The following is a 14,041-nucleotide window of genomic DNA, read 5'->3' as shown; positions in this document are numbered from 1 at the left end:
GTCACGTTATGAAATCATATTTCCTTTTAGTTGCAGCGGCAGGTGTTATGAGCGGTTGCATAACCACCAACCCAAGCAGCGACCAGCGCCTCTGTGAGACAACACTGCACAATTACGTAAAATATCGAGATTCGGGCTCAGCACAGGATTACCAAAGTATTTTTACCCAAAATGCAACATTTAATATCCCAGCACTCAATATCAATATTACTGGCGCTGAAGAGATAACAATAAGACAGCAACAAGCCATAAAAACAACAAAGAGTATGCACATGATAACCAGTGCCGATATTCAACCTATCGAGGCTAATAAGTTCAGTGCAAAAAGCTATTTTATTCTTTACCAGCAGCCAAAATCCCAACCAGATGCCCCAATCACCGTATTTAACGGAGTGTATGAAGACGAGCTTACAGTATTAGATGGCCGATGCTTAATTAATCACCGCCTTGTTAACGTGCTTAAAAAAGAGACTTGGCATTAGGCGTTATTTACTCGGTTATTCTTTGTGGCATTGTGCAATTTTGTACAAGACTTTTTGAGTGAAGACAGATACGCTTTTCATCAATGGGGGAGAGAATTATGCAACACGCAAAGTTTAGTTTTCATCGCGAACTCGGTGGCCTAGAAGTACTACACAACATTGATAAGCAGGAAGACTTTGGTAGACATAGCCACAGCGGCTATACGCTTGCCCTAGTGGATAGTGGTGCGCAGCGATTCTACCGCAGCGGCGGTGAACACTTAGCTAGTCAGCATAGTGTCATTTTGATAAATGCAGAGCAGGTGCACGACTGCAGAAAGGCGTCCAAAGATAAGTCTTCGTACCGTTCACTCTACCCAACGCCTGAACTATTCAACCAGTTTCTTGGTGATGGCAAAGCAATAGCACCTTTTTTCCATGATGCAGTATTACACGACCGAACACTCACGGCACTCATGAACACCACTTTTAACGTCTTAGAATGTAATACCAGCGCGCTTGAAAAGCAGTCTCAACTTATTACTCTGCTATCTTATTTAAGCAATAAGCAAGGCAAGGTCACATTCGATACAAAAACCCCTTCGGTTAAGCAACGAATTACCACAGCACGTCATTTTCTTTTAGATAACTTATTTGAAGATGTCTCACTCGACTCCTTAGCGAGCCTTGTCGACATGAGTCCCTTTTACTTTATTCGCGTGTTTAAGGCCCACACAGGCCTCACTCCCCATGCCTTTCAAATACAACACCGGCTGAATCATGCCAAGGCACTACTGCGCAGTGGCAAAAGCGTTTCCCATGCAGCATTAAGCGTAGGCTTTTATGATCAAAGCCACTTCAACCGTCATTTTAAAAAGAATATGGGGATCACTCCCAGTCAATATAGTAAGGCTTGTTAATATGAAAGTCGCAGTATGTAAAGGCTTTTGGGATATGTTGCCATTAAATCTCGCCGTGCTTCCTTGGGGAATATTGTGTGGCTCACTTGCCGTGCAAAATGGCTTTACGCCGCTCGAAGCACAGTTAATGTCATTATTAGTTTTTGCAGGCTCGGCGCAGTTAGTGGCAATAGAGCTTATTGCCAAAGACACCGCGCTTATCACCTTGCTTGCGACTACCTTCATTATTAGCGCGAGACATTTACTCTATGGCCTTGCTATCCGCAACAAAATGATAGATAAGCCCCTTAAATGGCGTGGCCCCATTGCGTTTTTTCTCACCGACGAATTGTTCGCGTTTTCTCATCACCACCGTGCCTATCAAGGCAAACTTCGGCTCGTGTATGCGCTCATCGCTGGTGGTAGCTTTTATGTTGCATGGAACCTGTGGACGCTCATTGGTATTGTCGCAGGCCAGTTTTTGCCTGACTTGACCAACCTTGGCTTAGACTTCGCGATTGCGGCAATATTTATTGCTTTAGTGGTCCCGAGTATCAATGCGTTACCTGTGTTATGCGCCTGTTTAACGTCAGCGGTAGCCATCTTAGTGTTCAAACTTATCCATTTTGAATTTGGTTTAATTGCCTCTGCACTGCTCGGGATGTCGGTGGGGTATGTGCTACAGAGCAAAAAGGAGCATGTATGATCACCACGATTTTAGCCATGGCCTGCGTCACTTTTGCAACTAGGTACTTGTTTTTGGCAAAACAACTGCCTTTTACCATCGGACCTAAACTACAGCGTTTTTTAAGTTTTAGCGCCCCTTGCGTACTGACCGCCATTTGGGTACCCATTGTATTTATTCAAGACAAGCAACTTGCCATCACGCCAAGCAACCCCTATTTAATCGCAGCAACGGTCGCGGTAATACTGGCATTTCGCTTTAAAAACCTTTATATCACCACGTTTGGGAGCCTAGCCGTGTTTTACCTACTGTACTAAATGCGAAATAGTTACGGCCGTTGGATTAAACCCCAAACGCATAAGTGCGGTTTCATCGTCCGCTTTACTCACGCAAGCCAAAGCGCGCTGGTTTAGCGCTTCGAAGCGTCCCGTAACATGGGCCTCACGGCCAATAGCAGCAAGCGGAAATACCATATCGCCTTGCTCAACTTCGATATTTACGTCTAGGCCATTTGCTACTCGCAGCGTCATCCAGCAACCTAGTTTTCGGCAAACATGGGTGACCACACCTTTTACCGTTACAAGGTTTGTTGTGTAGTCATTAAGATTTGGCAATATGTGCTCTGCCTCGACTAACTTAGACATGTCTGCGCCACCAGCAAATTCTAGCGGGCTTGAAAAGCTAAACCGAGAAAATACCGCCAAAGAGAGTGCTGTTAATTTTATCGTATCCTTCATCATTGCGACTCCATAGCTTTTATCACTACTACCTAATTAATTACTTACTCCTATAAAAAGTAATGGAGCATCAATCATATAGTTATATAAAAATACAATTCGCAACTAAAATCAACACAAAAGTTAACAAAAAGTAAATTTAGAAACTAAATGTTTTTGAAATTGACGCCACAAATGTAGAATCTGCGTAGGACTCAATATCATTGCTTTCATAGCCCAATGAAAAAGACCAAGTACTAATCGAGTAAGTTCCAGTTAGATGCCAGTGGGTATAGTCATCATCACCCGACTCCCATTCGTATTTATCACTATCAAAGCTCATTGAATGATCAACTCCGAGCGTCAGAGACCACCGCTCTGAGACTGGGATACTATGCATGAGCATCACTATCCCGTGAGCAGCCCCTGTTCCAAAGTAATCCCATGCATACCAAAAGTCTAAATTTGTCTGGCCGTAATTAAACTTTGCATAGGCTTCTGCATAGTTATAATCAGAACTCACATCATCACCATGATAGGTATATTGCGAGAGACCAACATCAAGCTTTAATTTTTCAGTTAGCGTAAATTTGTAGCCACCATACAGATCTCCTTCTACATCCGTGCCATCTCCAAAATCTACTTGAGACACCCAGCCTCCAGCATACCAGCCACTTTTTCCAAACCAATCTAAACTGACTTGAAGCGCTTCGTCTTCCTTAGTTTGACTCACGCCATTAAATAAATAATCGGAAGCCAATGTTACAGTAGAGGAAGTCGCCGCATTGACGAATAGTGGAGTAAACAGCAATGGCAGCAGCCAGTAATCTTTCATCTTTGAAATCACCCTTTAATTACAGTCATTTCAAGCATAGACCCGTTTTATTGATCTACATCCATTTACATTCACCTCCGCAAAGATAATAATGAGAATGATTTTTAATTAAGGAGTTGAATATGAAAACCTCACTTGCTATCACTTTGCTTAGCCTCGGTGCCTTCCTTTTGTCTCATGCCGCATCAGCAAATGAATGTGAACTCAGCATTGAAGCTAACGACATGATGCAGTTTTCTAAAAAATCACTCAGCGCACCATCTAGCTGTAAAGAAATTTCAGTTACGTTAAAGCATACGGGTAAACTACCAGCCACCACCATGGGCCACAACTGGGTGTTGAGCAAAGCTGCAGATGTTCAAGCCGTTGCAACCGATGGTATGTCAGCTGGCGCAAATAACAGCTATGTAAAACCAAACGATAGCCGCGTTTTAGCCGTATCAAAGGTGATTGGCGGTGGCGAACAAACCACTGTGACCTTCTCTAGTGAGCAGCTAAAGCAAGGTGACAGCTACAAATTCTTCTGCTCATTCCCGGGGCATTTCGCCATTATGCAAGGCACCTTTACACTTAGCTAGCCATTTTCGGAGCGGAGTTTATACTGAGCCTTTTCAAAAACCCGCTCTTACAGTTTCCACTCGGGGCGCATGAAGAAGCGGTTTTTTCAAGCATTCCACCGCCCCACTCCAGTTAGGCTATCTCTCTCACTGCAATTATTACTTACCCCTTGAACAACATACCTATAATCATTACAATCAATTGCAAACAATAATGATTATCACCATCATGAGCTTTTTCTCAATTATACCGTTTTGGTTTGCCGCCGTGTTGCTCTACTTAGCAAGTCCTAAGCAACGATTTCTGGCCTCTTCTATACATAAACCCACAGCATACAGTATGGCTGTAGTCCTTGTTTTGTCTGGGGCTATTATATTAACTCTGCAGTACCCAATTATTTCTGCAATGATAGCCAGTCTCGTTTTAATCATGTTTTCTTTGGTCTCGGTGACCTTAATAAGTGGATACTCAGTAAAGCGCCTCTATCTATGCTCAACACTTATCTTTTTGCTATCTCTATTTTTTGGAGGGATAAGTTATGTGGCCTAAAACGTTACTTGGGTTTTTCTTAGGGCTATTACTGTCTATTTCTTTAGTGCTAAACCTCAATTTGCTCCTGCCCTTTTCAGAGTCCACAAAGCTGATGATAGGTCTGGTGCTAGCATTTCCGATATGGGCGGGGATCTTAGTTTGGAGCTATGCATTTTCAAGCGCTAAAGCCGCGTGCAAACCTTTGTTTGCTATCTTTATTCCCTCTTTGCTACTAAACACAGCATTACTGTTAATAAGATAAACAATGAAAAATCAAACACTAAAATCATTGACCGAAGCACATGCATGGATTGGGATCATCATTTCAACGGTACTATTCATTGTGTTTATAGCGGGATCTCTGAGCCTATTCAGAGACAACATCACGGGCTGGGAACGTGCCTCCCTAGCCGCCCAGTCTAACGAGCCACTTAGCACCATTTCCTACGACAAAGCGATCACATCAATTGCGCAGCAATACGATGTCGATACACACCATGGCTTTTTTATGCGCGAGCCTACGCCACATAACCCTTTTATTGAAGTTTACTTTGCGACCCATTTAGACGAGCCGCACCCGATTACGGGGGAAGATCATCAAGACCAGCATCTTCTGCTATCACCACAGACGGGAGAAATTCTTGCTGATGCCGACAGATTTGAATTTGCCAGTTTTCTCTATGAGTTGCACTACGATTTAGGGCTTGGTCGCGCTGGTCTTTATTTCGTTGGCATCATTACTCTATTTTTTTTCGTTGCTGTGCTAAGTGGGATCATCATTCACTGGCGCAAAATAGCCAAACACTTTTTTCAATATCGCGCCGAAGGTAAAAAAGACAAATGGCTAGATGCTCATAACCTGATTGGCACGATGGGTCTGCCTTTTCACTTAATGTATGCCTTCACGGGTTTAGTATTTAATCTCGTTATTATTTATCAGATTTCATACGCCGTACTGCTTTATGGTGGTAATCAAACCGCCCTACTCCAAGCCGCTGGATTTAATGAACCAAACATCGAAGCACTAGAACAAGCACGACCAATGCACGGAGTTGATCAACTCAGAGCTCAAGCAATTGATACGCTGGGAGATGTGTCACTCAAAACGGTAGAAATCACCCACTTTGGCGATAAAAACGCGGTGATGAGTTTTACCGCGAAAAGTAACGATGCTTTTTCAAATTACAAAGAAGTGCAGTACACGCTAAACGACCAATCACAAATTTATCTCACCGAAGACAACTACGACAACGCTGTGCGAGCGGGACTATCTACCATTGCAAGCCTCCACTTTGGTGATTTTGCGGGATACGGTATGCGAATGGCGTTTTTATGCCTAGGCCTTGCAACCGCCTATTTAATCGTTACCGGTAATTTGATGTGGATTGAAAAACGAGCCAAGCAGAAAAAGCAAAGCGCTAAAAGTCTAGTATTTGTAAAACGATTAACATCAGGTGGCTTTATCGGTGTGCTATTGGCCATCGCCATCGGGTTCATGATGACAACTTTACTATCGGCAAATCATATCGATAAACTAGAGACGGTTAAGTTTTCGATGTTTTCGGCCTTTCTCTTTGCACTTATTAGCAGCCAATTCGCAAAGCACGTATTGTCGTTTAGCAAAGTATTGTTGGGCTTGAGTGGCATTTGCTATTGCTTAAGCGCGGTCATGAATGCGGCGTCTTTTGTTAGCCAGTACAATACCTTACCCACTCAAACGAGAATTGACTTTGCTATTGTAACTGCACTTATGTGTTTAATGGCTTTGATTTGTTGGAAAGCAGTGTCACGGATCAACGCGGCAGCACAAACTTCAGCGCCAGTTTCGCAAGATCAGCAGCCACAACAAACCATGAGTTAATCAAACAGCATAAGATAATAAAAAAGCGGGCTAACCCAGCCCGCTTTGTTTTACTCTCACAGGGAAACAATGTGAAATTAAAACTCAGTTTTAAATCTTAGGTAGTACTCACGGCCTAGATATAAAGACGAATGAATGGGATCTGCGTTATTGCCATTGCCCGTCGCAAAAGGCGGCGCTTCATCTAATAAATTGTTAACGCCCAGCGTAATTTGAGTATCAACAGAGTCTAAATGGTAGGTTACCTGAGCGTTATGTGTCAGCGTGCTATCAACGGTATTGGTAAAGTTAACGATTTGGTCGCCTTGTTTAACCGATACTTCTTCTAACATCGAATCGATGTAGTAACTTTGCCAACTTGCGCTAAAGTCGTCATGCTGCCAATTAAGTGCAAAGTTAACTCGGTGCTCCGGCACCGCCATCTGGCCATTAACACGCTGTCCGGCTCTGTCTTTGGTTGCAAGGCCTGGCTCAATCACCTCGTGCTTACTCACAAATGACCAGTTAAGTGCAGTACTCAAGTCACCAAATGAAAATTGCCCAATGTCAAAACGAACTTCCGCATCTATACCTTGGCGGTTTAACGCATTGAGGTTTTCATTAAACACATCGACGCCCGTGATCACTCCCTGAAACTCACCAGATTGAACACGATGCACAGAGTCGCAGTACAAACCATTATTCATACATTCACTCAATTTAGTCACCGCGCTAATGTTACCAATGGCATCTTTTAATTGGATATCATAAAAATCTAAGGTGATCGAACCGTTGTTAAGCCAGCTTGGCTGATAAATCACCCCAAGAGTTTTGCTCGTCGCGGTTTCTGGATCAAGCTCCGTGTTACCGCCAGTATTGGTTCTGATCTGTCCTATCGTTTCTCGGTAACTACCATCAGCCGGAACACCCGTGCTAACACAGTTTTGGTTTGGATTGGCTACAGCACAAGGATCATCGCCATTTTCAAAACCGGGCAATCGGCCTTTATAAAGCTCCACCACATTAGGCGCTCTAAATGCTTGAGACCAAGTACCTCTAAAACTCAACTGCTCGTTCAACGCCCAAAATACGCCCACTTTTGAATTGGTGGTCGACCCAAACGTATCAAAGTCTGAATATCGAGTCGCGAGGTTTAACTCTAGGCTCTGCGCCCAATCATGGTCTGTTAATAGTGGCACAACGGCTTCAAGATACGCTTCATTAAGCGAATACTCACCACCAGTTGGTCTACCTAACCCATCCGTGACTAAAATATTAATAGAAACGGCATCCGTTTGATTGCGCGCCTCAACCTTTTGATTTTCGACCCCAAAAGACACACCTAGATCGCCCGCAGGTAAACTCGCCACGACACCACTTACGTTCGCGCTGGCGATTTTAATCTGGTTATGACCTTGTTGGATCCCCGGCCAATCACCGGAGAGATAATTTAGCATATCCTCGGAAATCTCAGAGTCGGTGCCAGGTTGACCAAAAATATTAAGCGGCACACAACCTTCAATTAACGCATCTGGTGTTGCACCACAGCGCAGCACGCCTTGCTCATCAAAATGAGTAGGCCCGACCGCATTTTTAGCCGCTGGCCAATTGAATATGCCAGTTTTTAGTCGTTTGTTTGAGTTGCGGCCAAAGTTGTAGGCCAGCTCCCAACTCCAATCAGCATTAAAATCACCAGATAGTGCCATCACAATACGATATTGGCTATTTTCTACATGGTTCATACGACCATTGGTTTCCACCATTCTGCGACGCCAGTCATTGATTGCATAAGGGTTACCATCTTTGTCTTTCGGACCAAATTGTTGGTTGTAATAGTTATCAGGAGAGTAGGTAAAATCTAAGTATCCACCCCAAACTGGAACTAGCGGCTGAGGCGCGCCATTGGTCGTGGATTTTCGATGTGAGTAAAGCGCCTCGAAATTGAATACCACATCATCCGAGAACTTCAAATTGCCAAGGTCATATTCTCCAAATGCACTCATGCTATAGCGTTCAAAAGGCGTTTGCAGCAAGCTTGGCTCTTGGTAATTATATAGGTCGTTTTTTGCCAGTGACGCATCGGAGATAGTTTCACGCCACTCGCCATACTCTGGGCCTCGGGTAACAAAAATTTCCTTGCCGTTTTCATCCGTAACTTTTAGATTACTCCATGGCATCGCGGAGCTACCGCCTTGACCGTAACTGCCATCGGGGTTAAGTGTTAAATCATAGCGGCTGAAGTCTCTGTCACCGGCATACACTTCTTGTTTTTCATCGTAACTGGCACTCACCATAAAGCGCCCTTTATCACCAACAATGCCTGTTACAAGTTCCAAAGAAGTCGTATCAGCATCGCCATCAGCGGACTGACCAATTGAGCCACTCACCTCAAAAATATCGCCCGTTTGTCGAGTAATAATGTTAACGACACCAGACACCGCATCAGAGCCATATATAGAAGACGCACCATCCAATAAAATTTCAACACGTTCAATAATCGCAGTAGGTATAGCACTTAGGTCAACCGCAGCATCCGCGCCATTTCCCCCATTTGGTAAGCGGCGGCCATTTAGCAAAACTAACGTGCGCTGCGCGCCTAAACCGCGCAAGTCAAAGTTTGTTACCCCCGACGTATTTTCATTTTGAGAAGCATTAGGTGCACTGGCGGAAACCGTTAGATTTTGCAGCATATCGCCAATATTTTTAAACCCGGTTTGCTCAATATCCGCTCTAGATATTGTGGTTACCGCGCCGGGTTTACTTAGATTTGCCCGCGCGATACGCGACCCTGTCACCATGATCTTCTCAACAGGTTCCGACGCTGCTTCCTCGGCAAACACAGGGGCCGTCCACACCATAGCGCCCGAACCACACAAGCTGGCGATTGCTAACGCCAAAGTCGTTTTTTGTTTTGTTATTGTCATAACGGTTTCCTTTGTAACGTTCCAAATTATAGTTAGACGCTGACGATAGAAAGTTTCTTATTATCACTACAGGGAATGTAATAGGTTATTTATTGCGCCTTTTTATACTGATAACACAATTAAATCGTTCCAACAAACAATTCTAGACGATTTACGCAATATTTATTTACTTTTATTGAATATTCAAGCATCTAATTAAAAATCATGTAATCAGCAGATTTGGCGTGATCACTACCCAGAAAGTCATAAATGTCACCACTCTCTTGGTATTCAATATCGGCCTCTAAGACCACCGAAATCTGGTAAAAAGCAGTTATCGGGACTACCTTTATCTAGGGCCTGTTGACCTTTGCTGTTTGATTTTTGTTCTTCTGAGTGTGTTTTGGTCGCGACGCTCGACTTGCCGCCTAGTAATCTAGGCAAAAGTTGAGCAACAATGAACAAAGCGCACTCAGATGAACCCAAAGGGCAGCACTTGATTAGCATTTCTACTGTGTTATCGCCAGACTTACATAGAGTGACTATGCTACGCTGGCTCTGCCTTGTATAAATACCAATCAAACTGCTGCAAAAACAAACTTGAAAGATCAACAGGCCCTAGGGTTTATTGGTCTTTGCGATTTGATTTTTGTTCCTCTGAGCGTGTTTTGCTCGCGGCGTACAACTTGCCCGATGTACATACTGATCAAACTTCTGAAAAACAAACTTAAAAGATAATAAACCCTAGCAATCTTCCGTCATCGAACAAACAAGGATCTCCCATGGATAAGAAGCAAAACACACCATCGATTTGTCCTTTTGCGCATGGTGCAAATACCTCGTCAGAGCACACCGAACACCAATGGTGGCCAACTAGCCTGAACCTAGACATATTGCATCAGCACGATACGAAAACCGATCCGATGGATGTCAATTTTGATTACAAAAGCGCCTTTAACAGCCTTGATTATCCCGCCCTGAAAAAAGATCTCGAGCAACTTATGACAGACTCGCAGCCATGGTGGCCCGCCGACTGGGGACACTATGGAGGATTAATGATAAGAATGGCATGGCACGCTGCAGGTAGTTATCGTGTTGCCGATGGTCGCGGGGGCGCAAACACGGGTAATCAACGCTTTGCTCCGCTAAACAGCTGGCCGGACAACGGAAACTTAGATAAAGCCCGGCGTTTACTTTGGCCGATTAAAAGAAAGTATGGCAATCGTATTTCTTGGGCCGATCTAATCGTGCTGGCGGGCAATGTTGCCTATGAGTCTATGGGCTTTAAAACCTTTGGCTTTGCCGGTGGCCGAGAAGATATCTGGCATCCAGAAAAAGACACCTACTGGGGCAGCGAAAAAGAATGGTTGGCCCCCTCAAATAATCCAAACAGCCGTTATAGCGGTGAGCGCGATTTAGAAAATCCACTTGCTGCTGTGATGATGGGTCTTATCTACGTTAATCCTGAGGGTGTGGATGGTAACCCAGATCCGTTAAAAACAGCTGAAGATATGCGTGTTACGTTCGCTCGAATGGCAATGAACGATGAAGAAACGGTTGCACTCACCGCCGGCGGACACACCGTAGGTAAAGCGCACGGAAATGGCAACGCGGATGAATTAGGCCCGGCGCCAGAAGGCGCGGACTTGCATGAACAAGGTTTTGGTTGGATGAATCACAGCTCGCGTGGCATTGGCTCTGATGCAGTAACCAGTGGTATTGAAGGCGCTTGGACGACGAACCCAACTCAATGGGACAATGGCTACTTCTACTTGCTGTTCACGTACGAGTGGGAGCAAACCAAAAGCCCTGCGGGTGCGTGGCAATGGCAGCCTATCAATATAAAAGAAGAGGATAAGCCAGTTGATGCTGAAGACGCATCCAAACGCTGCATGCCGATGATGACAGATGCCGATATGGCGCTGAAAATGGACCCAATTTATCGTAAGATTTCGGAGAAGTTCTATGCCGACCCCGACTATTTTAACGATGTTTTTGCAAGAGCGTGGTTTAAGCTCACTCACCGCGACCTTGGCCCTAAAAGTCGTTATCTTGGCCCTGAAATCCCCAATGAAGATCTACTTTGGCAAGACCCCGTCCCCAGTGTTAACTACACCCTAAACGACAGTGAAATTAGCGCCCTTAAACAACAAATTCTAGCAACCAATGTGACGCTTTCAGAATTAGTGGCAACCGCGTGGGATAGTGCGAGAACGTTTCGATATTCCGATTTTAGAGGGGGAGCAAATGGTGCAAGGATCCGCCTAGCCCCGCAAAAAGATTGGCCCGGAAATGAACCTGAGCGGCTAACGAAAGTACTATCGGCATTAGAAACCGTACAAAATAACTTTACGCCAACCGTAAGCATGGCTGATTTAATTGTGTTAGGTGGCTGCGCTGCCGTCGAACAAGCCGCAAAAAATGCAGGTGTGTCAATTCAAGTGCCTTTTGCAGCAGGACGAGGTGATGCCACAGACGAGCAAACCGACATTGAGTCATTTGACGTATTAGAGCCGGTGCATGACGGTTTTCGCAATTGGCAAAAACAGCACTACAACGTAAAGCCAGAAGAAATGCTGCTTGATAGAGCCCAACTGATGGGACTCACAGCCAAGGAAATGACCGTACTGATCGGCGGAATGCGCGTACTAGGCACCAATCACGGGCAAACATCGCATGGCGTATTTACTGATAACGTTGGCACCTTAAGTAATGACTTTTTCGTCAACTTGACTGATATGGCGTATCGCTGGGAGCCTATTGGTGAGAACCTATACGAGATAAAAACGCGCGACACGAACACGGTAAAATGGACCGCGACTCGCGTTGATCTCGTCTTTGGTTCTAATTCTATTTTGCGTGCTTACGCCGAAGTATACGCACAAGATGATAGCAAAGAGAAGTTTGTCCTCGACTTTGTTGAGGTATGGACAAAAGTAATGAATGCAGACCGATTTGACTTAAAATAGCTACATCTAAGCCTAGCCACTGGAGGATATTTAACAGTGGCTCAGGCCTGTTTATCCTAGCCATGTGATTTTCTTTAATTGAGCTTTTAGTGACAGCGCTCAACATGCCGCCCTACGGGCCAAGCTAAAGTTAAGCAGCGATAAATCTCAACATCCTCTTAGCTCGGCAACGATCCAATCACGAAACGCCTTTAACTTAGGCCATTCAAAGTGTCGCTCAGGGGCGACCAAGTAATAACGATATTCACATAACCATGCAAAATCGGGGTAGATTTCTAATTGACCAAGCTCTAAAGATTGATTCACTAAACGCCGACGTAACAAAGAAAACCCTTGCCCTGCCACTGTTGCCTGCTGCACCAATGCCGCATTATCAATTTTGAGATTACTGAAGGTATGACCACTCAAACCCAGCTGCTTGTTTAGCTCAAGCCACGCATATTCGTTATCTCGACCTTCATCATAGATAAAGTTGAGTTTTGATAGCTGCTCTCGTAACGGTTTATTTGGGTCAATTAGTCCAGGCCGATAGGCAAGGACTAACTCATCCTCGGCGATGAGCTCACTTTTCAGCCCCGGATAGTTACCAAACCCAAAGCGGATCCCTATATCAATACCATCATGATTAAAGTCAGCAAGTTGCTCGGTTGGGTCAATTCGTAGCTGGAAGTCTGGTAATGCGTTGTTAAAGCTCGCCAGTCTCGGCAGCAGCCAACAAGTCGCAAATGAAGGTAAAACCGTAAGGTTAATGGTAGTTGGGTTTGGATCTGATTTTAATGTCGACAAGCCCATTTCCATTTGCCCAAAGGCCTTGTGTAAGTAAGGCAACAAGTCTTGTCCTTGCTGAGTTAGCAATACCTTTCTTGTTTGCCGCTCGAACAACATGCAACCGAGCTGTTGCTCGAGCGTCTTTATCTGTTGACTCACAGCAGCTTGTGTCACGAATAAGGCTTCCGCCGCCTGCTTAAAACTGCCTAGTTCGGCTGCCGTTTTAAAATACCAAAGTCCTTTGAGTGGAGGTGATTTCATTGGCCATCTTACTTAATTAAAACTTAACTATAAGTCAGAATTTCTCGTTTGTCAGTTTTAAGAATGCACACAATACTTAGCAGTGAAATCAGAGACAATAGGAGTCTTTATCATGAAATACGCAATTATTCTTGCCTTTATTTTAGTAGCATTCACATCAACAGCCGGACAGGTACAAACTGAAAAAGTATTTACCGACGCCGGATACCCATATAAAAACTTAATCATGAAGGCCGAAAAAGTGGAGCTTGTTTATTCCGAAGAGCAAAACAAAACGACCTGTCGAGTTAAGGTCTATAGCGGTGATGTACTTCATGAAGGAGAGCCTATGGAGATATCGGCTAAAACGTTTTCAACCGATCCCGTCAAAGGCTGTCTTGCCCGACAAAACGCCAAACATATTTTAAGTTTGCTGTAGACGACCTAAATCAGCATTAGCAACTTGCTCACAAGCAGTTGCTAATGCCGATCACTGAGCTGCTTGTATTTGCGACAGTTTGGAACACAAACGATTAAAAACAAATTTTAATGCCAAAACAAAACACTTGTTAACAACGTATTCTTAAACGTACGTTCACTTTCGTTTAAATGGATAAAAATTAAGTGGTTTAGCTC

The 14,041-nt window shown here is 44.3% G+C and carries 13 protein-coding genes; 9 read left to right on the top strand and 4 right to left on the bottom strand.

Annotated elements, in window-relative coordinates; translation table 11 throughout:
• Positions 1 to 8 precede the first annotated feature (8 nt).
• From B1L02_RS18720 to B1L02_RS18705, 4 genes are all read left to right on the top strand, one after another.
• A complete protein-coding gene (locus B1L02_RS18720) occupies positions 9 to 482 on the top strand; it encodes a nuclear transport factor 2 family protein (protein ID WP_088532333.1) in 474 nt (157 codons plus the stop codon).
• Between the two features lie 98 nt (positions 483 to 580).
• Positions 581 to 1,381: an AraC family transcriptional regulator gene (locus tag B1L02_RS18715; RefSeq protein ID WP_088532332.1), complete on the top strand. Its 801-nt coding sequence runs from the start codon at positions 581 to 583 to the stop codon at positions 1,379 to 1,381.
• A gap of 1 nt (position 1,382) precedes the next feature.
• The gene (locus B1L02_RS18710) at positions 1,383 to 2,066 is read left to right on the top strand and encodes an AzlC family ABC transporter permease (RefSeq protein ID WP_088532331.1); all 684 of its coding nucleotides are present in this window, start codon (positions 1,383 to 1,385) and stop codon (positions 2,064 to 2,066) included.
• On the top strand, positions 2,063 to 2,362 hold the full coding sequence (locus tag B1L02_RS18705) for an AzlD domain-containing protein (protein WP_088532330.1): 300 nt from the start codon (positions 2,063 to 2,065) through the stop codon (positions 2,360 to 2,362). The genes B1L02_RS18710 and B1L02_RS18705 overlap by 4 nt, the downstream gene beginning before the upstream one ends.
• Here the strand turns inward: B1L02_RS18705 and B1L02_RS18700 are convergent.
• Both B1L02_RS18700 and B1L02_RS18695 read right to left on the bottom strand, forming a co-directional pair.
• Positions 2,351 to 2,785, bottom strand: coding sequence for a DUF4920 domain-containing protein (locus B1L02_RS18700; protein WP_088532329.1), 435 nt, complete (start codon positions 2,783 to 2,785; stop codon positions 2,351 to 2,353). The two genes, B1L02_RS18705 and B1L02_RS18700, sit on opposite strands and share 12 nt — an antisense overlap.
• Positions 2,786 to 2,921: 136 nt before the next feature.
• Complete coding sequence (locus B1L02_RS18695) at positions 2,922 to 3,596, bottom strand: TorF family putative porin (protein WP_088532328.1); 675 nt, start codon at positions 3,594 to 3,596, stop codon at positions 2,922 to 2,924.
• 122 nt (positions 3,597 to 3,718) lie between these two features.
• Here B1L02_RS18695 and azu point away from each other — a divergent pair, with 122 nt between their 5' ends.
• The 3 genes from azu (at position 3,719) to B1L02_RS18680 (ending at position 6,546) form a co-directional block, all read left to right on the top strand.
• Positions 3,719 to 4,174 (top strand): azurin, encoded by a 456-nt coding sequence (azu, locus tag B1L02_RS18690; protein WP_088532327.1) that lies wholly within the window; start codon positions 3,719 to 3,721, stop codon positions 4,172 to 4,174.
• A 518-nt stretch (positions 4,175 to 4,692) separates the two neighbouring features.
• Positions 4,693 to 4,947 carry a hypothetical protein gene (locus tag B1L02_RS18685; RefSeq protein ID WP_088532326.1) on the top strand — a complete coding sequence of 85 codons (255 nt, stop codon included), beginning with the start codon at positions 4,693 to 4,695 and terminating at the stop codon, positions 4,945 to 4,947.
• 3 nt (positions 4,948 to 4,950) lie between these two features.
• Positions 4,951 to 6,546 (top strand): PepSY-associated TM helix domain-containing protein, encoded by a 1,596-nt coding sequence (locus tag B1L02_RS18680; RefSeq protein WP_088532325.1) that lies wholly within the window; start codon positions 4,951 to 4,953, stop codon positions 6,544 to 6,546.
• 77 nt (positions 6,547 to 6,623) lie between these two features.
• Here the strand turns inward: B1L02_RS18680 and B1L02_RS18675 are convergent, their stop codons facing one another.
• Positions 6,624 to 9,449 (bottom strand): TonB-dependent receptor plug domain-containing protein, encoded by a 2,826-nt coding sequence (locus B1L02_RS18675; protein ID WP_088532324.1) that lies wholly within the window; start codon positions 9,447 to 9,449, stop codon positions 6,624 to 6,626.
• Between the two features lie 761 nt (positions 9,450 to 10,210).
• Here B1L02_RS18675 and katG point away from each other — a divergent pair.
• Positions 10,211 to 12,397 (top strand): catalase/peroxidase HPI, encoded by a 2,187-nt coding sequence (gene katG / locus B1L02_RS18665; protein WP_088532322.1) that lies wholly within the window; start codon positions 10,211 to 10,213, stop codon positions 12,395 to 12,397.
• A 147-nt stretch (positions 12,398 to 12,544) separates the two neighbouring features.
• Here the strand turns inward: katG and B1L02_RS18660 are convergent, their stop codons facing one another.
• Positions 12,545 to 13,426 (bottom strand): LysR substrate-binding domain-containing protein, encoded by an 882-nt coding sequence (locus B1L02_RS18660; RefSeq protein ID WP_088532321.1) that lies wholly within the window; start codon positions 13,424 to 13,426, stop codon positions 12,545 to 12,547.
• A 112-nt stretch (positions 13,427 to 13,538) separates the two neighbouring features.
• Between B1L02_RS18660 and B1L02_RS18655 the strand changes: the two genes are divergently transcribed.
• The gene (locus tag B1L02_RS18655; protein WP_088532320.1) at positions 13,539 to 13,844 is read left to right on the top strand and encodes a hypothetical protein; all 306 of its coding nucleotides are present in this window, start codon (positions 13,539 to 13,541) and stop codon (positions 13,842 to 13,844) included.
• The last annotated feature ends 197 nt before the right edge of the window (positions 13,845 to 14,041 follow it).

This window comes from Pseudoalteromonas piscicida, from assembly GCF_002208135.1.
In the GTDB taxonomy this organism is placed as follows: domain Bacteria; phylum Pseudomonadota; class Gammaproteobacteria; order Enterobacterales; family Alteromonadaceae; genus Pseudoalteromonas; species Pseudoalteromonas piscicida_A.
The sequence above is the reverse complement of the archived record's forward strand: the minus strand, read 5'-3'. Positions and strand labels throughout refer to the sequence as shown.